Here is a 19,374-nt window from a genome sequence, read left to right as displayed (position 1 = left end):
TAGGAATGATTTAAGATGTCTGATGAACATTCAGTAACGAATTGGCTGCATGCCCTTCGTGAAGAAAATAATGACGATGCGGCCCAGAAAATCTGGAATCGTTTTCAGAAACGACTAATTGGTGTGGCAATGAGACAACTGGGGACAAACAACCGAATGACGGATGCGGATGATGCCGTCAACGATGCATTTGCCAGCTTCTGTTGTCGTTATGAAGAAGGTCAATATCCTGATTTAAATGACAGGGACGGATTATGGCGTCTCCTGTTAACAATGACCGAGAACAAAGCGCGAAAGCAGTTGCGGCGTGAACTAGCTGATAAACGCGGAGCAGGAAACGTCAGAGGAGATTCGATATTTTATTCCCCCACTAACGCAGATGGTCAAGGAGGCTTTGACCGGATCGCTTCCACGGAACCCTCTCCTGAAGATGTGTTGACTCTTAAGGAATCAATGGAGGATTTAATGAGAGAGCTGACTGCTGAAGAAAGCGATATCGCTGTTTTACGGATGCAAGCTTACGCCAATACTGAAATCGCAGAAAAAACAAAACTTTCACTCGCCACTGTGGAAAGACGATTAAAACAGATACGTGAAAAGTGGTCGGCTTCCACAGTGCTCGAAGCATAAAAAAAAGTATTTGATATCGAGCTTATTCTATGAATTGATCTGCCCCCATGAATGACACCAGTCACATGACTTAGTGTTCGACTGTATCAGGGGACAGCTCTATCCGCCTGCGTGAGCGTAGCGATGCAGGCAGATCAGTACATTTGATTCTTTGTTAACTTTTATCATCCTCTTTTTGAGTGACTTTGTCAGGACCTAGCCTTGCTGCCGTCGGCGTTTCATCCTCGGGGCTTCACGATGAGCTGAGCTTCGAGGATGACAACGCCAGAGGCAAGCAAAGGCGGCCCTTGCTGCTGTTGGTGTCGATTCTGAGGCGGTGAAAATTAAATTTTCTCTATTCTCCTAATCGCTTATTTTCAAATAATTTATGGAATTGTTTTGATACAAGTAAGGGAGTACTTACTGAAGTTTCTGCTGAAAATCTCTTTACAAAACCGATTGAAAATAAATAATCCTTCGCATTGCATTACTGGATCCTCTTCAAAAACTAGCCAAATCGATTGAGTAGATAGACGAGAAAACACGCTGAAAGGTCGCCGGCAGTCAGAGATGACGCTGTGAAAGATAGCCTAGGCACTCGAACCAATCGCTTCTTAACCACTAAACCCTGATCCAGATGCGGCATTCGCTTGTTGAATTGCAGCATAAGCCCACAGAATTCGAGAGAAGGCTGTTCCTCTCTCCGATAGTGTGGCGAGAATTCTGTGCTCTCAACAAAGTGGTTTTACTATCTACTCCTGCTCATCCCTGGCTGAATTCCATTGTTGGAGCGTCGTAGGCATGCCGAGCGACTAGTGGTCGCAGTCTGCTCTACCAGGGGATGACTGACTTTTTCTCTTAAGAAAGAGCTAGGCTATGTCTGCGTCCAAGAAGTCACGTGAGAAATCGTATCACTTCCATCCGGAAGACTGCTTTTGTCCGGATTGCCTCCGAGAGATCAGCCCAAAACTGGCGTCGGAGAGCGAGCGAGCCGCGCCCGGAAGCGGCGGAGCGAACGAACCAGCGCCAGAATACCTGGCGTGCCTGCCATACATTCCGGAAAAGGGGGCCGAATCTAGTAACACGGCCCCCTCAACACTCCAAAGTCCTCTATTGGCATTTAATGACAGTCCACTTGAAACAGGTGGATTTGACTGGCTTGGTTTGAGCTGCCACGGATCTTTTGAAAAGAGATATTGGGAAAAATTACGCAGCCTTCTCGACAGAGCCCAAGAGGCATCTCAATCTGACGATTTCGAAAATTCAATGGTCACATTGACTGATGAGATCGAGATAGAAGTTCTCCCCTCCGGAACGGGGCGAGGCTATGCATATTGCAGATGGCAATTCAACTATCGAGGCATCACGTTCGGTGTAGCAGACCAGCAAACATCAGATACAGGTGATCCCAAAATAAGCCGTCGAAACCTAGCGATACAGATTACTTCTCTGCCACTCATGATGTGGGGGGAACTACATCTCTACGACGAGTTAAGAAATATATTCTTAGCATTAGGATATTGCCCATCCTCAATCAATCCATCCCGAGTCGATTTCTGTGTAGACCTTGTCGACACTCATGTACGAGAATTCGTTGATGCGGTAAATGGAGACTGTTATGTTTCGAGGACACGAAAAAATGACGTCATCCGTGATCGCAAAGAACCACAAACCATTCAATTTGGCACTCGGGGGGCGTCCACAAAGCTCCGAATATACGACAAAATAGAAGAGACAAAAAACCATCAAGCAAAGTACGAACTCCTGGTCGAAAATCGTTGGGGAAAACATCCCGACTCGGAATTAGGCGCCACTCGAGTCGAATTTGAAGTTCGTCGAAACAGCCTACTAAATCAGCATGGAATTAATGACTTCAAAGACTTAATGGAAAAGCGAAACGATCTGTCGCACTATTTATGCTATTTATATTTTCGACTCACTGAGTTTGCCGTCGACCCAAACCATACTGAGCGAGGCGGAGTATCCCCATTATGGATGAAGGTGATTGCGGCATTCGATGCATGGACCGGCCCAACTATTAAAGAACGAGATAAGCGCGAGAAAATTGGTGGAGATGTCGAACGACTCGTCAAACAGGGTGTCGGATGTTTTAAATCAGCCTTGGCATACTTGGGCAAGTTGCCCAACACACCGGTCGAAGTTCAATTCGAACTCAACCTATTACTTCAGGAATATTATCAACCAATGATCAAGGATATTCCTAAAATTCGCAAGAAAATAGAGGCGCGTCATCCCTATATGATTTTAACTCAAGGCAAAACAAAAGCGGCGTAGATATTCTTAGGAGTGTTGCATTTTTACTTTTGTTCGGTTTTCATGTTGAAAGGATTCGAAATGAAATCAATGGATGATTATGAACTACTTGATCGGGCTGAACTGGCCCAGAGACTGAAAGTCTCCCTGCGAACGCTCCAGCGTTACATTGCTCGGGGGATGCTTCCGAAACCGGTTTACCTTGGGCGGCTGGTCCGCTGGAGAACAACGGACATCATCGAATGGATAGACAACGGATGCAAAAAACCGTAAGTCTCTAAAAAGGATTCAGACAGATAATGGCCAGCTTATTCAAACCTAAATACACATCCAAAGATCCGAAGACCGGAAAGCCGACCCTTAAGAGCGTCAAAAAATGGTACGGTCAATACAGAGATGTACACGGAGAAACACAACGTGTCCCTCTCTGTACCGACAAAGCCGCGGCTCAGGCAATGTTAAACGAGATCATCAAGAAAGAACAATGGGTGCAGGCTGGTCTAACTGATCCTAAAGAATCGTTTGCTGTGATGCCTATCAAGCATCACCTGGACGATTACAAAGTCTACCTGGCGGGCAAAGGGTGCAGTCCGAAACATACTGCCCAGACCATCAAGCGCATTGAAACTCTAATCGCCGGATGCGAATTCAAGCGAGTCCTGGATATCACTGCATCGAAAGTCGTTCAATGGTTGGCGAATCAGAGGAAGACCAGTAAACGATTCTCGAATCGTACTAGCAACTTCTATCAGGATGCGGTCAAAACATTCTGTGCCTGGCTGGAAGCGAACGAACGCATCCATAAAAATTCGTTGCGGCACTTAAAACGAATCAATGTCGACACAGACCAGCGGCACCAGCGACGAGCCCTGCTCCCCGAAGAACTGGAAAAGCTCGTACAAGCGGCTCGACGTGGTCCCAAGGTGGAAGGAATGGAAGGCCCCGACCGGGCGATGTTGTACATTCTAGCAGCGTGGACCGGCTTTAGACGGGGCGAACTGGCTTCTCTCACCCTCAGGTCGTTTGACCTCGATTCCCTATCTCCTACGGTCACTGTTCAAGCGGGTTACAGCAAGCGACGAAAGAAGGATGTAATCCCCCTCCAAAGCACCGTCGTCGCTGCGTTCAAAGAATGGCTGACAACACAAGCTGACCTTGGTTCAGACTCGATCCTCTTCATCCTGAAAACCCCTAGAGGTTATTTCCGGGATACAGCCAAGATGATGGCTAAAGACCTGGAGCTGGCTAGAAATCTATGGCTGGAAGAAGCCACGACTCCAGAAGAATCGGCACGACGGGAAGCGTCTGAATTCCTGAAGTACTGCAACTCCAACGGGCACTATGCTGACTTCCATTCAAATCGGCATACGTTCATTTCCAATCTGAGTCGCGCCGGTGTGTCTCCCCAGGTGGCGAAACAACTCGCACGGCACTCCGACATTAATCTGACAATGAACACGTACACGCACATCGAACTGGATCAGCAAGCTTCTGCTTTGAAAGCCCTGCCAGCGGTTCCCTTAGTACAAGCGGATACCGAAAACCTTGCCCTTATACTTGCACTAGATTCTGACTTTTCCTGTCCAGACGTGTCTTCCAGTGACTTGGAGGCACCTGCAAGCGATTCAGCACCACCCACAATCACACCCCTAAAAAATAAGACTCCAGACGACTTTTGTCATCTAGAGTCTTATTTTGTCGGAGTACACCCCGGAGGATTCGAACCTCCAACCTTCGGTTCCGTAGACCGATGCTCTATCCAATTGAGCTAGGGGTGCGGGTGTTTTGTTGTGCTGCTCGGTATTTTTAATACCAATCCGGGAGGCGGGCCTCGGATACGCATATCTAAGCTTTTTGAAGCGGATCTGTAAAGGGTATTGGACCATTTTCTCGGCCTCTTCCGGGGAAAAAGGCCGGTTGGTCAGTTTGACACGGTAAATCGTGCGAGGTTCTCCATAATCTCGCCCTGAGGCCCCTCTTCTCTCCATTTGACTTGCACCTCAATTCTCCTCGACTCGGCTGCTGGAGAGCCTGGGGATCGCGTTTGAGCGATACTGGTGCCAGACAAGTAGATGGTGGAGGAAACGTGCGTTGGATAGCTGGGGGCGACGCTGGCTTGTCGCTGCGCGACCTGAACAACACGGGGTGATTGTCCAGGCTACCCTCAAATAGTTGAGGTGGTTTATTGGGCACTGTGGATGTCGGGGCGGAGGCGTTTGGCTTCGCGGAGGTAGACGTGTTCCATCTCGGCCTGGGTTTTGTCCGTGTTCAGGTGCAGGAGAATGCGGATGCCACGGGGAAGCCCACCGGGGACGGGGATTTCCGTCGCACACAATAGCGGGACTTGCGACCAGCCCAGTTTGCGGGCGGCTTCGGCGGGGAAGGCGGACGTCAGATCGGATGTCGTCGTGAAAAAAGCAGACGAAATCTCTTCCAGGCTGTCGATCCCGTTGGCCTGTAAGATCGCCTGCAAAAGCTCTGAAGTGGCGGCCAGGATCTCTTCTGATGAGTCCGTCTCAACCGATGTTGCGCCTCGAATTCCGCGAACTGCCATGATGATTTAACGTCGACTGTGAGGTGGCTTTAATGCTGTTCCTGCTGCCCTCGAGCGAGACCAGCACCAGCTAACTACTGTAACAAGCGGTCGCGATCATCGCCAATCTGTCCCGTCGATTTATTACAGAATTCAACGAGGGAAGTTATCGGCCTCCAGACAATATCAAACAAAAAAAGCCGCCACTTCGCGAGGAAGTAGCGGCTTCGATTTTTTTCTCCAGCAGGACCGGCCTGATCAGGAATGGGCCTGCTGATGATTATTCATTGCAAACAATCGGTTACCTGATCGCTTACGCATTCTTTTCGGCGATTGCGGCCTGAGCGGCGGCGAGTCGAGCGATAGGAATACGGAAGGGAGAACAACTGACGTAGTTCAACCCGATACGATGGCAGAACATGACCGAAGCGGGGTCTCCACCGTGCTCGCCGCAGATACCGATCTTGAGATCGTTGCGGGTACCACGTCCGAGGGAAACACCCTGCTCCATCAGGCGGCCGACACCAGTTTGATCGATCGTCTGGAACGGATCGTTTGGGATGATGTCGTTTTCCTGATAATAGCCAATGAATCCACCGTAATCGTCGCGGCTGATACCGAGAGTCGTCTGCGTCAGGTCGTTGGTACCAAAGCTGAAGAATTCAGCTTCGTTAGCGATCTGATCCGCAGTCAGAGCAGCACGGGGGATTTCGATCATGGTTCCGACGAGGTATTCAAATTCAACACCCTGCTCTTTCATGACGGCTTTCGCCTGCTCATGAACGATAGCTGCCTGGTTTTTGTATTCCGTTTCGAATCCAACCAGTGGGATCATTACTTCTGGAATGATCTCGGCGTTGTCTTCTTTTTTGATCGCACAAGCAGCTTCGAAGATTGCCCGAGCCTGCATTGCAGTGATCTCAGGGTAAACGATTCCGAGACGGCAACCACGGTGGCCGAGCATCGGGTTCGATTCTTTCAGCTCTTCGACGCGACGTTCGATCGCTTCCAGGCTGGTTCCCATGATGTCGGCCAGTTTGTGACCGAGATCGGGTTGCTCGTGCAGATGATGCTCCGAGAGGAACTCGTGCAATGGTGGGTCCAACAGACGAATTGTCACAGGACGACCAGCCATCGTGCGGAAGAGTTCCGTGAAATCCTCACGCTGGAATGGGAGCAGTTTTTCAACCGCTTTGGTGCGGGTCTCTTTGTCCTCGGCGAGAATCATCTCACGGATTTCATCGAGGTGGCTGAAGAACATGTGCTCGGTACGGCAAAGCCCTACCCCTTCTGCTCCGAAGGCCACAGCAATTTCGGCTTCGTCACGTTCGGCGTTAGCACGGACTTTGAGTGTGCGGGCTTCATCAACCCAGGTCATCAGTTGCTCGTAACGCTGGTAGATTTCCGATTCTTCCGGTTTCAGCGTTTTGCTGAGCAGCACTTCGATAACTTCACTCGGCTTGGTGGGTACCTGGCCTTCGAAGACTTCACCTGTGAAGCCATCGATACTGATCCAGTCACCTTCTTTGATCGTTTTGCCACCCACTTTGATAACCGCATCGTGGTAGTCGATGTCGAGGTCAGAGCAACCTACGATACAGACTTTACCCATCTGGCGACTAACGAGAGCCGCGTGAGAACTGGCACCACCGAAAGCAGTCAGAATACCCTGAGCGATACGCATACCGCGGAGGTCTTCAGGGCTGGTTTCGCGACGAACCAGGATGAGCTGAACATTAGGGTCTTTTTCGTGGAGTGCTTCTGCATCTGCCGCGTGGAAACAAACTTTTCCTGTTGCAGCACCGGGACCGGCGTTAATACCGGTGGCGATCTGAGTTCCGTTTTCGACTGCTTTCGTTTTTTCAGCAGGGTCGAAGATCGGCTGAAGCAACTGGTTCAAGTCGTCGGCAGGAATTCGTTTCGCACTCAGAGCGACGTCTTTCGTGATTAGCCCTTCGTTGACCATATCGACAGCAAGTCGAACTGCCGCGAAACCGGTACGTTTGGCGTTACGAGTCTGCAACATCCAGACTTTGCCACGCTGAACGGTGAACTCGATGTCCTGCACGTCTTTGTAGTGCTGCTCGAGTTTTTTACCGATTTCATCCAGTTGTTTGAATGCTTCGGGCATTTCTTCTGGAAGGGTGACTTCGATACGTTTAGGGGTACGAATACCAGCCACAACGTCTTCACCTTGAGCGTTAATGAGATAGTCGCCATTGAAGCCGCCACCACCCATTGAGCAGTCACGAGTCAGGCCAACACCGGTGGCACAATCGTCACCCAGGTTACCGAAGACCATCGCCTGCACGTTGGTCGCTGTACCCCATGCATGAGGAATTCCGTACTGACGGCGGTATACCATCGCCCGGTCATTCATCCAGCTACCGAAGACGGCGCCGATGGCTCCCCACATTTGTTCCATGGGGTCGGTCGGGAAGTCTTTGCCGGTCACTTTTTTGACGCAGGCTTTGTACTCGCCAACGAGTTCTTCCAACTGTTTCGCGGTCAACTCGGAGTCAAATTTGACACCGGCTTCTTGTTTTTTGTGATGCAGAATTTCTTCGAAGTAGTCTTCGTCTTCTTTTTTCTGCGGTTTCATTTCCATCACCACGCCACCGTACATCTGGATGAAGCGGCGGTAGCTGTCCCAAGCGAAGGCTTCGTTGTTAGCCTGTTTGGCGAGGGCGGCGACGGTGTCTTCGTTGAGGCCGATATTGAGGACGGTGTCCATCATACCAGGCATAGATTCACGAGCACCGGAACGACAGGAGAGGAGCAACGGGTTTTCGGTGCATCCGAATTTGGCTCCCATGGCCTCCTCGGTTTTTTTCATCGACTCTTCGACCTGAGCTTTCAGCTCGGGTGGGAAAGTACGATCATTGTCGTAGTAGTAGGTACAGACTTCCGTGGTAATGGTAAAACCGGCCGGTACAGGGAGATCGATATTGATCATCTCAGCCAGGTTAGCCCCTTTTCCTCCCAACAGGTTACGAAGTGAGGCATCGCCATCAGCCTTGCCATCGCCGAAGAAATAAACGTACTTATTGCTCATTCTAGAATCCTTGCCTTAGGGCACTATGATCCACGTAATAAAGATAGTGATCCATTTAGAAAATGGATGTCCTACTACAAAATGCACCATGTCTGATCGGTTGATTTGTGAGTACGGCCACGGTCTGGAATCGGAATCCAAGCCCGGTTGAGGACTATTTGGACTCTGCTTAACGATGATTCGTCGAGGAGTACTCAGTTCTCGATTAAAGCGGAAATATTCACATCAGGAACTGGCAAAGGCAGTTCAATTTCCATCGAGACAACACGAAGATAAGTAAAGCTGTTGAGCTGCGTAGAGGCGTTCTCTAAACCAGTTCAGGCTCGCCCGCGATCGCTGTTTAAACGTCCGGCAAACCCGTCAGTAAGTCAGGAGGCTGCTTCCAAAGCGAGTGATATGCGAGATTCTGGAGTCCTTCCAGCAGGCGGAAGCGTAGCTTCGCCCGATATGCTCACAGCATTATTCGTCATGGCACGCTGAACGTACCAATCCGGGCTTCAATCGTCAACCCACCCACTAACGCCGGGTTGAAATCCCCTTGATTGCAAATATCCTTCTTCGTATGACCCAACGAGTTAGGACGCACAGGGATAGCAGAATCATCTTGACTTTCATTTTGAGTCGTGCAGAATGAACGTACGCTATTCATTCTTTTTTCATCTCTCACAGGCCTTCCCTGTTCAATCCGATGCTCGCCAAACTTATTCCGCTCGACGGAAGCGATCCGATCATTATTGAACACGATTTGACATTAGTCGGTCGTTCACAGGGATTTTGCGACTTGTACATCGATAAACATTCGATTTCCAAGCTCCACTGTCTAATCGCCCGAACAGATGGCCTTTTGTATATACGCGACCTCGCCAGCACCAACGGCACCCGCGTCAATGGACAAAAGGTCACCCGTGGTGCCCTGCTTCCGGGAGATGAACTCTTCTTCGCCGGCATCGGTTTCAAAGTTTACCTCGGCCCGGACGAACCCCTGATCAACCAAATTCTCGACGATAGCTTCGCCGATGAAGAATTATTGACGGCCGATGGCAGTGACAGCGATGTCCGGCTGATTGAAGATTGAGATGACCTTCTTGTAGTGCTTTATCTACCACTAATTTTCAAGATATTGCATCGTGCTTATTTGAAACATGGAGGCCCAAAAACACCTCGGAAACGGTCATGACACTTGCCCCAACCTTTTGGGTCCTTAATGATTTGTATTTCAAACTCAATTTGCATGCCACCTGACATTTATCAATTGGCAGAGCACTACAAGACGCCGCTTCAAGATGCTTCCGACAGGGCCAGTTCTTCGGCGTGGAGGGAGACGATCGTGATTCCCAGCCGGTTGGCGAGTTGAATGACGTCGTCCTGGGCGATCATGATGGTTTGACCGCTTTCAATAGCGAGGACGCGTCCGCCTGCTTCGTACATGTTCTGGATCGTTTCAAGACCGACAGTGGGAACATCGAAACGGCGATCCTGTTGTGGTTTGGCGACCTTGACGACGGTGAAGCCGCCTCGCTTGCACAAGGTGCCCGCTCGTTTTATCGCTTCGTCTGTCCCTTCGATCGCTTCCACCGCGATGACGGCGGTGTCGTTCACGCAAACTGTTTGACCGACATCGAGGCGGCCCATCTCTTTGGCGAGATCCCAACCGAAGCGGATGTCGCGCCATTGGGAGCTGGACGGTTTACGTTTCGTTAAAAATCCGTGGGGCACGAGTAACTCCGGACAATAGTCGAGGGCCGATTCGAAAATAATTTGATCACGTTCAAATTCGCGGATGACGGCGAGTAGCAAAGTGTCATCCTTCTTGTTGTGCGACGCGTAGCTGAGCCACATGTGAACCGCACGCCAGTCGGGAAGATTACGCAGCCAGCGGAATTTCCTGAACAGAACGACCTTGTGAATTTTACCCGCCATTACGGCCTGGTTGACCCCAGCACGACGAAAGCTGCGAATCGCTCGTCCGATTTTAGTGAGCGGGATGGTCGTGTAGCTGTGACAACAGGACTTCAGTTCGTCGGAAGCCATGTTCTGGACACCTAAGCCGACGACGTAATGCCCCTGACGACGCGCAGCTCGGGCGAAATCTATGGGGAACTGCCCCGCTCCAGCCAGCAACCCAATCTTCTTGCGGTCGCCGTAGAGTCCTATCTGACTGTCGGTTAAATTACTCATTCGATCCCTGAATGATGCCCGGTCAATTGATTGCTTTCGGAAAACGGAAACAACCGCTTGATTCTGCAATTCGAAAATGTGTTCGATTAAACTCTGAATGTCAATTGAATATCTCTGATCAGGCAGCATCAACTTCGGAGGCAGCCGTCTTCTGTTGTTCGGCCTCAAGCTGCTCTACCTGCTTTGCCAAACGGCGAACCTGTTGACGTAGCTCGGGAAGTCTCGAAACGACTTTTGCTGCTTTGATGGCCAAATCGATTCGCTCTGCCGGGGCACCCAGATAGGTTTTGCCCCCTTCCTTGCTGCTGTTGACTCCTGACTTGGCTCCGTAGACCGAACCTTCGCCCAGATGAACATGGTCGGCGATTCCTACCTGCCCGGCACAGACGACATAATTACCTGAAGTCGACGAACCTGCGAAGCCTACCTGCGAAGCGAAGACGTTGTGTTTTCCGATCCGGCAGTTGTGTGCAATCATCACGAGGTTATCAATTTTGGTTCCTTCTCCGATAATCGTCTCTCCTGCCATGGCACGATCAACGGTAGAACCAGCGCCGATTTCCACGTCGTTTTCAATTCGGACTGTTCCCAACTGAGGAATGCGGACGTGGCGTCCTTCCTGAAGACGATATCCGAAGCCATCGGCCCCAATTACTGCGTTCGAATGAATGATGACATTATCGCCGAGAATGACGTCGTGATACAGCACTGCATTGGGGTAAATTGTCGTATTGTCACCCAATCGACATCCGTCGCCGATCACAGCTCCGGACATGATTCGGCAGTTTTCTCCAATCACGACTTCTTCGCCGACGGTGGCGTTGGGATAAATATGGGTATTCGCGCCGACAGAAGCCGACTCCGCGACAATCGCCCGCGACGATATACCGATATCGGGCAGCGTCCGCTGTGGTCGGAAATATTGAATCGCTTCGATAAATTGATCGAGAACTTCGTCTACCAGCAAAAATGTTCGTTTGGTTAATTCATCGGCGGGGATCTCTTCCTTCAATGAGTGTGGCAACAAAACGGCCCCCGCAAGACTTTTCCGTAACACTTTGAAGTGTTTCGCCTCACCAACAAAAGAGACGTGCTTCCCTTCTGCAAAATCGAGAGGTTGCGCATCTGTTATGGTAAGATCATGAGGTCCGATAATTTCCGCATTCAACAATTGAGCAAGTTGTAGAGCGGTGCATGTCATGAATCGCATCCCTGCAGTCTATTTCTGAGTTCCAGTCGAGACGAAGTCTCTCCCCTATTATTTAGTTATCCACGCTGTTTTTTAATGATTTCATGAATCTGCGGCAAGAGGACTTTGCTGTGTGAGCCATCTCACTAACCGAAAGGTCCTCTCAAAAATTGCGAGTTTCTCCGCAAAGTTCGACATTCGGAGATTGCGTTGGGAATATTCAAAGCGTACCCTAAGCTCCGATTTACCCCCTCACCCTCGTCAGTTCTTTCCATGTTAATCCGCATCGTCAATATCCGTCTGCCCGTTGAGGAGCCAGAAGAGGCTCTGCGGTTCGCCATTGCCCGACGCTTGGAAATTAAGGCCGATTCGCTCCCTGACTGGCGAATTTTGCGAAAAAGCCTCGACGCGCGATCGCGGTTTCAACTGAAGTATGTCTACTCAGTTGTCCTGGATCTGCCCGATGCGGAACGCCATCTGGCCAAACTGAAAAATCCACACGTTTCGCTCTATGCCCCCCCGACTTTTGAGGATCATGACGCCCATCCGGAACGTCTCGCCCATCGTCCCGTCGTCATTGGCTCTGGCCCCGCAGGACTTCTCGCCGGATATTATCTCGCGTGGAAGGGGTTCCAGCCACTGATCATCGAACGCGGTTATGCCGTGAAAGAACGGGTCCCGGAGATCCGCAACTTCGATCGGGGTGGTGAATTCGCACAGGAAAATAATTATCTGTTCGGCGAAGGTGGCGCAGGCTGCTTCAGCGATGGGAAGTTGACTTGCCGAATGACGGGCTCCGACGTCGACTGGACTCTCGAACGATTCATCGAGTGTGGTGGCCGGGAATCGATTCTTTACGAACACCGCCCTCACTTGGGAAGCAACCGGCTGCCGCTGATCTGCCGAAACTTCCGTCGCAAGATTGAAGCGATGGGGGGCGGATACAAATTCGGGTGTCGGCTTGAATCGCTCGATATTAACGAAGGACGTATTGTCGGAATCCATACCTCTTCTGGCCATATCAAAACGAATCACTTAATCCTTGCTATTGGACATAGTGCGCGAGATACCTACCAGCAGTTGTTCGAACAGGGAGTCCCTTTCGTTCAAAAAGCATTTCAGCTGGGTCTTCGCATTGAACAGCCGCAGACTGAGATCAACGATCATAAATACGGTCACCCGCAATACCTCGATCTACTCGGCGCAGCCGATTACACCATGAACGCCACTTGCGGTGATCGAGATCTCTACACTTTCTGTATGTGTGCAGGCGGGACGATTATCCCCAGCATTTCCGAACCGGGCATGTTCTGTTCGAACGGAATGAGCCGGTCACGCCACGACACTCCCTATGGGAATAGCGGTCTCATGGTGACGCTGAAACCGGAAGAATTCGGTAGTGCCCATCCACTGGCTGGAATTAAAATACAGCAGCAGTACGAAGCAATCGCCTTTGATATCGCCGGACGGGATTACCATTCGCCGATCCAACGCGCGGAAGATTTCCTCGAAGGCCGCAGCCCAAACTCGGCAGACAAGTTGGACTGCTCCTACGAACGAGGAGTTCGACCGTCCGACGTTCGACAGGTGCTTCCCCCCAACGTCCTGAAGACGTTACAGGAAGGCTTGCCGGCACTCGACAGTAAATGGGGTGGCGATTATCTGAAGAATGCCATCCTGGTCGGCCCTGAGATGCGCGGAAGCGCCCCCGTCCGCATCGACCGTGATCGGGATAACCGCCAATGCCCCGACATCAAAGGGTTATTCCCCGTCGGGGAAGGAGCTGGCTATGCAGGTGGAATCGTCAGTGCTGCCGTCGACGGACTCCGTTCAGCACGAACGATCGTGAGCGAACACGCTTTGGCCCATTAGATAGCTCTTCTGCAAGATCGCGATCTCGCTACACCCTGCTCTCTTGTTACGCTCTGGTAACTTGCTTTGTCCCGCAGATTCAGGAACCAGGTTTCCTGCTATTCCTCATTCTCAACGGATGAAGCATCCAAGCTAATCCAGCCTTTCCGCCAGAAGTAGTACAACATCCCACCGGCGGTCAGTAACATCAGAATCCAAACCATCGGATAGGCCCATTCCATGTGCAGCTCAGGCATATGGTCAAAGTTCATGCCATAAATACCGGCAAGAAAAGTCAGCGGAATAAAAATGCTGGCCATGATCGTCAGGACTTTCATCACTTCGTTCGTGCGATTGGCAATCGACGAGAGATACGTATTCATTAAGCCGGTGACCATCTCGCGATACATCTCCGCGACTTCCGACGTCTGCACGCAATGATCATAAGTATCACGTAGATAAATTCGTACATTTTCAGAAATCGAAGGGTAGTCTCCCCGCACCAGTCGATTGATCGCTTCCCGCTGTGGCCAGATACTGCGGCGCAGGTTGACCAGCCGATTCTTCATTCGGTGTAGCTTTCGCAACAACTCCGGAGTCGGGTCCATGATAACTTCATCTTCGAACTCTTCGAGTTGATTACCGAGCAATTCCAATGCCGGATAGTAGGCGTCGATGATCGTATCAACGATGGCATAGGCCAGAAAATCGGACTGTGAATTGCGAATCCTGGAGGTTTTATTTCGAATGCGTTTTCGCACGGGGTCGAGAATATCGCCCGATTTTTCCTGAAAGGTTAACACCCAGTTTTTGCCCAGAATTACACTGACCTGCTCCATATCAATCTCGCCCGACTCATAGACCTGCACCATCCGCACCAGGATCAGAATCTGGTCACCATAGGCCTCTGTTTTGGGGCGTTGCGGAACATTCACGACATCCTCAAGCAATAACGGATGCAGTTCAAACAGATCACCGATCTGCTGAATCGTTTGCCGATCTCCAAATCCGTGGATATCCACCCAACTGATTTGCCCTTCTTTGAAGGCTTCGGAAAGATGAGCCACGTCTGTGATCTCTTCATCGATCACTTCTTCTGGAGAATAGCTGATCCTTCGAATCTTCGGTTTTTCAGCCTCTTTGGGAATGACCAGAGTACCGGGACGAGCCCCTACTTTCGGTTGACGCTTCGTGAACAGCGATGCAAACATCGTTATTCCTTTTGTAATTAGGACTTTGAGATAAGCGAGACAGAAGAGGGGCTGTCACTTTGTGCTATTGGAATCGGCATCGATTGGAAATGAACCCGCAAGCCGAGTTGCTCTTCTATGCCTGTGATTCCTGTGTCGGTGATTAAACCTGCTATTAAGAGGAACGTCATTGAACATAGATAAATTGAACATAGATAAAGAAAAGGTGGCAGGACAATTCGCCTTGCCACCTTTTAGCTGTTTCACATCGATAAGGACAGTAGAAAACAGAGACAGTGGTGATGCGTCGACTGCACTCCACCAGTCATCAATTGCACTCTGCTTTCAACGGCCCTGCCAGTTCTTTCAGGTAAAACAGACGCCCGGCCAATGTCGGCATGTAGGTCGAAGGAATCCAGGTGGAAGGCCCGTGTCGTAAAGTCATCCACAGACTCAGCCCCTGCCACATCATCCCGCGGGATAATGTTCCATCGGCTCCCCCGATGATTTTATCGGCCTGTAAAAAGAGGCCTGGACCGATTGTATTTGCGAATGCAGGTACCAGAGTGGTCCGGCTTTTAAAACTGGTAATCGCGTTCTGCTCAATGGTTAACGGATGCAGTCTTGCACCAAGGCGGTGTGTCTGGGATTTCCATTCTTCCTCGGAACCAAACTCTTCTGCGAAATGAGGTTCCCAAAAAGCGATGTGACAAACGCGACCAATACCAAAGATGCAAACAAGTTTCGCCCCTTCTTTTTTCAAGGTGGCAATCTTCTCGGCGTAGGTCGGTAGAACATCCGGAGTCGCAAAGTGACGTTGCGATTCAGGAATGGTCAGATCACCGAGAGGGTTATAGAACGCATCTGCCATCGCATTTTGAAAAGCACCGGGATCATTGGATTCGAGCGTGTTTCCTTCGGAATCGCTCCATTCATCCATATTGAATCCATAACAGTGATCGCAGGCCACATTCCATTCTTTCAGGAAGTAAACCGCCCAGCGATACATGCCCATGGGACCGACGGGAAGAATCATCGCCAGCTTTTCGCCCGCGTCGCGGCTCTGCTTGATGGTATGCGCGATTTCGTGCCCCAGCATCATATCGAAGTCCGCGACATCTTCGCACGGAATCGGTTCAAAGTCAGGATTCCACCACGACTGCGGTGTAGTGATCGATTCAGGATCGTCATCGACGCAGTCATCAATTTTCTTCAGGTCCCAACCCGCCGGAAAAAATCCTTCCAGCATCGAACCGGAAATGGTACTCAGCAAATCCATCACAAGACTTTCTAAAACGGAACAGTTAATCAACCAAGTGAACGACGAGAACGCGTTCTCCCATCATAGTAAGTCGAATTGCGAGTGCAAATGCAACCCGGAGGCCAGCAATTACCAGAAAGGCTGTCCCCCATCACAGAACACTTTTCATAGGATATCAATGATCCGGAAGGCTTATGGATTTTCCTGATCCAGATCCCTGAATTACAAATCAGGGCCAAGCCGCGGTTACGGGGTTCTTGCCTCTAGTCATCATCCAAGTCTTCTTCATTCGGTATCAATTTCTCAATGAATCCTGTAAACGAAGAAGCGACTTTACACAAGCCTTGTTCTCGCTTGTATCCATTCTCTCCTTTCATAGGGGACTCGTATGTTTCTATTTTCAACCAGATCTCACCCTTTCTCTTTCCCTCATAAAAAAGCAGTAACAAATCGTCCCTGTCAACGATTGCGATGACGAAACTACCCGCGGGTATATAATCCTTCTCTTTTTCAAGCGTAAAAGAAATTGTCTGATAAAACGCATCTGCTCGCGGTTCAAATAGATTTGAATCCAGATATAACATAATATCTATTGAATGCAGCAAGTCGTCGTTTTTAATACGAAAAGAAGACGGTTCTGGAAATGCACCATTATGATTCATTAAAAATTCTTTATATTCTTTCGGTAGATTGCAACCAAGTTGATCATGACATGTTGTGATTTGGGGAATTGTTATATTTGGTCGTTCATCGTCATCCAGAAGGATTGTCATTATTCACCTTTGCTATTTATCTTCGGTAATTTCTGTGAATCCACCAGAGGCGTATACCGCCCACATGAGGTACTTGTCGGTGGAGATCCATTGGAACCAATTGCATTATGCCAAAATCAGTATCATGATGCCATGTGTATCGATTTCACTTTCGTCAAACCATGCACGTGTGTCACTGCCTGAGTCGGTAGACCTCCGCTTCCCGGAGCTTGGTAATAATCGGTTCGGATAAATGTCGTTGGGCGGACATGATTGAGTTCTCTTCTGATCCAGAACCTTGAATTGAAATCAGGATCTGGCCTCAGTTAAGGGGGGGGCAGGCCAACGGCCCCTAAATTGTGGTATGCTTTAAGTGAGCTGTAGTTTTTCCAATTGACATCATAGTGATATTTTTAAATACGAAGGACTGTTTGATGAAATTAGTAGATCAGGAAACAGCGAATAGTATCGCCATTGATTACGCAACTCAAAAAGGAGAAACCATTGTTAATTGTCAGCGAATCCAGCATATTTCCAAAGAGGAATACGATAGAGAAGTAGGCCCACCTCATACTCACGGCAATTACCTTGTCGAGCTAACTATCATCCGCGATTATTCTCCGGACAAATGCAATCCTGTTGAGCAGATGCTTCCCGTCTTGGTTAATGATGTGACACGGGAAGCTACAATCATGACACAGCTATAAATACTTTATCCGCCAGCGTGAGCTTAACGAGGCAAACGGTTTGAGTAAGTTTAATTTCAGGCACCGGGGCCAGGTAGACCAGAGAACTGTGTGTTCGGTTCGCATTGTATTCTGATCTTCAACGCTCGATCATCACTTTACGCTTCCAATATTCTATCGAAGATCTCGTCATCAAGCAGTTCCTCTCGAAACTTGCCGCCGAACGACTCTCATTCTTAAACCTACTTCGGCCATTTTCTTGATCCTCTCTATCCGCTCAGCGGTGAATTCCAGACCGTTGTAACTCCGAATGTGGTTAAGGACACCACGCTGCACAAACAAGTCGATGAGACGCACTGAGACGTTTTGATTGTTAAGTCTCCTGGTTGCCTCATAGGTGGCTACCACGTCACTCGTGAAATTGCCCGAGACTTTCGATAGGTTAAACCAGTACTCGATCACCCCAGCCCAGCGAATACCCCGTGAGAAAAACGAGCCGGCCTTACATTTTCATATTTGAGGTTATCGATTTGCTACCCTTCTCCGCAGACCCTCTTCACCATCCCGCGTCTTGACATCCACCATACCTAAATCTACGCTGATTAAGAGTGAATACACTTTCCATTTCCTTTCCGCTTTCCGCACAGGGCCTCTTCTATGCTTCATAATCGGGTTCAACGCACAGCGTCATTCTCATTACGGTTCATGCTTACCATCAGCTTGATATCGTTCATGGTAGCCTCTATTCGGGACCTATCAGCGACTGAGCCGACGAAAGAAAAGAGTCAAGTTGTCGATCTCGGTAACGATGTAGGACTCGAGCTTGTCTACATTCCCGCGGGTGAGTTCAAGATGGGAAGTACCCCTGAAGAAAAAGCATGGGCGACCGGTATCGAAGGGGGAGCAACACCAGGCACCGAACGAGAATCCTACGAAGGGGAAGCTCCCCGTTCCATGCGGGTGAAAGATGGCTTCTGGATGGGCCGCACTGAAGTCTCTGTCGGGCAGTTCAAACAGTTTGTGAACGAATCAGGTTATGTCAGTGACGCCGAGAAACCGAACGGTTCGACACAGGTCTTCGACCCCAACTGGGAAATCACGGCTAAGGCACCACCCCACCCCTGGATTTCAGTCGAAGGCAAAAGCTGGCGCGATCCCGGGTTCGGTTTTCCCGTGAGAGACAGTTACCCCGTCGTCTGCATCAGTTGGAATGACGGACGTGCATTCTGCGAATGGCTTACTAAGAAAGAACGAGCCGCGGGCAGAATCAATGAAGATCTGGAGTATCGCCTTCCAACCGAAGCAGAATGGGAATATGCCTGTCGTGGCGGACAGGAAAGTACCGCTTTCTGGTGGGGGGATGATTTGAAAGATGGGGAAGGTCGTTTGAATATTTCCGCTGTCGATTTTCTTCCGGGCAGAAACAAAATCTGGCCCCTCGCCAATGCTCCCTGGAGCGATGGTTACGCGTTCGTTTCTCCAGTCGATCACTATGGAGAGAACGGTAGAAACGGTTTCGGCCTCGCCGATATGTGCGGAGGTGTCTGGGAGATTGTCCTCGACCATTTCGATCCGACAGGGGGACACGAAGAATTGAACTGGGTGGAAGAAAACCGACGCCCTGTTTGCAAAGGAGGGAACTACTTCGATGTTCCCGGTAATGCCCGTTGCGCCGTCCGACTTGGCTTAATGAGCGATTCCTATTCGGACTCGCGCGATGGTTTCCGAATTTGCCTGGGCAAACCACAACCCTGAACAGACTCGAGCATTTCCTCTAATACTGGCCCGACCCTACC

General features: G+C 49.9%; 14 protein-coding genes, 1 tRNA gene and 2 pseudogenes. 8 read left to right on the top strand and 9 right to left on the bottom strand.

Annotated elements, in window-relative coordinates; translation table 11 throughout:
* Positions 1 to 15: 15 nt before the first annotated feature.
* From Pla110_RS07385 to Pla110_RS23115, 4 genes and pseudogenes are all read left to right on the top strand, one after another.
* On the top strand, positions 16 to 630 hold the full coding sequence (locus tag Pla110_RS07385) for a sigma-70 family RNA polymerase sigma factor (protein WP_144994716.1): 615 nt from the start codon (positions 16 to 18) through the stop codon (positions 628 to 630).
* A 1,092-nt stretch (positions 631 to 1,722) separates the two neighbouring features.
* The gene (locus tag Pla110_RS07380) at positions 1,723 to 2,904 is read left to right on the top strand and encodes a phage/plasmid replication domain-containing protein (RefSeq protein ID WP_144994715.1); all 1,182 of its coding nucleotides are present in this window, start codon (positions 1,723 to 1,725) and stop codon (positions 2,902 to 2,904) included.
* Positions 2,905 to 2,964: 60 nt separating this feature from the next.
* On the top strand, positions 2,965 to 3,156 hold the full coding sequence (locus Pla110_RS07375; RefSeq protein ID WP_197440566.1) for a helix-turn-helix transcriptional regulator: 192 nt from the start codon (positions 2,965 to 2,967) through the stop codon (positions 3,154 to 3,156).
* A gap of 26 nt (positions 3,157 to 3,182) precedes the next feature.
* Positions 3,183 to 4,343 (top strand): annotated as a pseudogene (locus Pla110_RS23115) (tyrosine-type recombinase/integrase); the annotation flags it as partial.
* Positions 4,344 to 4,587: 244 nt separating this feature from the next.
* On the opposite strand, the gene Pla110_RS07365 reads toward Pla110_RS23115, so the two are convergent.
* The 3 genes from Pla110_RS07365 to ppdK form a co-directional block, all read right to left on the bottom strand.
* Positions 4,588 to 4,661: transfer RNA gene (locus Pla110_RS07365), tRNA-Arg, on the bottom strand.
* A gap of 404 nt (positions 4,662 to 5,065) precedes the next feature.
* The gene (aroH, locus tag Pla110_RS07360; protein ID WP_144994711.1) at positions 5,066 to 5,437 is read right to left on the bottom strand and encodes a chorismate mutase; all 372 of its coding nucleotides are present in this window, start codon (positions 5,435 to 5,437) and stop codon (positions 5,066 to 5,068) included.
* A gap of 292 nt (positions 5,438 to 5,729) precedes the next feature.
* Complete coding sequence (gene ppdK, locus Pla110_RS07355) at positions 5,730 to 8,471, bottom strand: pyruvate, phosphate dikinase (RefSeq protein WP_144994709.1); 2,742 nt, start codon at positions 8,469 to 8,471, stop codon at positions 5,730 to 5,732.
* Between the two features lie 688 nt (positions 8,472 to 9,159).
* Between ppdK and Pla110_RS07350 the strand changes: the two genes are divergently transcribed.
* Complete coding sequence (locus tag Pla110_RS07350; RefSeq protein ID WP_144994707.1) at positions 9,160 to 9,546, top strand: FHA domain-containing protein; 387 nt, start codon at positions 9,160 to 9,162, stop codon at positions 9,544 to 9,546.
* A 203-nt stretch (positions 9,547 to 9,749) separates the two neighbouring features.
* Here the strand turns inward: Pla110_RS07350 and Pla110_RS07345 are convergent, their stop codons facing one another.
* Together Pla110_RS07345 and lpxD are read right to left on the bottom strand one after the other, a co-directional pair.
* Complete coding sequence (locus Pla110_RS07345; protein WP_144994705.1) at positions 9,750 to 10,649, bottom strand: LpxI family protein; 900 nt, start codon at positions 10,647 to 10,649, stop codon at positions 9,750 to 9,752.
* 118 nt (positions 10,650 to 10,767) lie between these two features.
* Positions 10,768 to 11,850 (bottom strand): UDP-3-O-(3-hydroxymyristoyl)glucosamine N-acyltransferase, encoded by a 1,083-nt coding sequence (gene lpxD, locus Pla110_RS07340; RefSeq protein ID WP_197440565.1) that lies wholly within the window; start codon positions 11,848 to 11,850, stop codon positions 10,768 to 10,770.
* Between the two features lie 261 nt (positions 11,851 to 12,111).
* Here lpxD and Pla110_RS07335 point away from each other — a divergent pair, with 261 nt between their 5' ends.
* Positions 12,112 to 13,710, top strand: a complete 1,599-nt coding sequence (locus Pla110_RS07335; RefSeq protein WP_144994701.1) for an NAD(P)/FAD-dependent oxidoreductase — start codon at positions 12,112 to 12,114, stop codon at positions 13,708 to 13,710.
* 98 nt (positions 13,711 to 13,808) lie between these two features.
* Here Pla110_RS07335 and corA read toward each other — a convergent pair whose 3' ends face one another.
* The 4 genes and pseudogenes from corA to Pla110_RS23110 form a co-directional block, all read right to left on the bottom strand.
* Positions 13,809 to 14,900 (bottom strand): magnesium/cobalt transporter CorA, encoded by a 1,092-nt coding sequence (gene corA, locus Pla110_RS07330; RefSeq protein WP_231742943.1) that lies wholly within the window; start codon positions 14,898 to 14,900, stop codon positions 13,809 to 13,811.
* Between the two features lie 307 nt (positions 14,901 to 15,207).
* A complete protein-coding gene (locus Pla110_RS07325; RefSeq protein WP_144994699.1) occupies positions 15,208 to 16,158 on the bottom strand; it encodes a sugar phosphate isomerase family in 951 nt (316 codons plus the stop codon).
* 245 nt (positions 16,159 to 16,403) lie between these two features.
* Positions 16,404 to 16,913 (bottom strand): SMI1/KNR4 family protein, encoded by a 510-nt coding sequence (locus Pla110_RS07320; RefSeq protein WP_144994697.1) that lies wholly within the window; start codon positions 16,911 to 16,913, stop codon positions 16,404 to 16,406.
* Positions 16,914 to 16,929: 16 nt separating this feature from the next.
* A pseudogene (locus Pla110_RS23110) lies at positions 16,930 to 17,046 on the bottom strand (HNH endonuclease); the annotation flags it as partial.
* Positions 17,047 to 17,326: 280 nt separating this feature from the next.
* Between Pla110_RS23110 and Pla110_RS07310 the strand changes: the two are divergent.
* Complete coding sequence (locus Pla110_RS07310; protein ID WP_144994695.1) at positions 17,327 to 17,599, top strand: hypothetical protein; 273 nt, start codon at positions 17,327 to 17,329, stop codon at positions 17,597 to 17,599.
* A gap of 711 nt (positions 17,600 to 18,310) precedes the next feature.
* Entirely contained in the window at positions 18,311 to 19,333 is a 1,023-nt protein-coding gene (locus Pla110_RS07305; RefSeq protein WP_197440563.1) for a formylglycine-generating enzyme family protein, read from the top strand.
* Positions 19,334 to 19,374: the final 41 nt, after the last annotated feature.

It is taken from the genome of Polystyrenella longa (assembly GCF_007750395.1).
In the GTDB taxonomy this organism is placed as follows: Bacteria; Planctomycetota; Planctomycetia; order Planctomycetales; family Planctomycetaceae; genus Polystyrenella; species Polystyrenella longa.
Note: the sequence above shows the minus strand (reverse complement) of the source record. Positions and strands in the feature narration are given on the sequence as shown.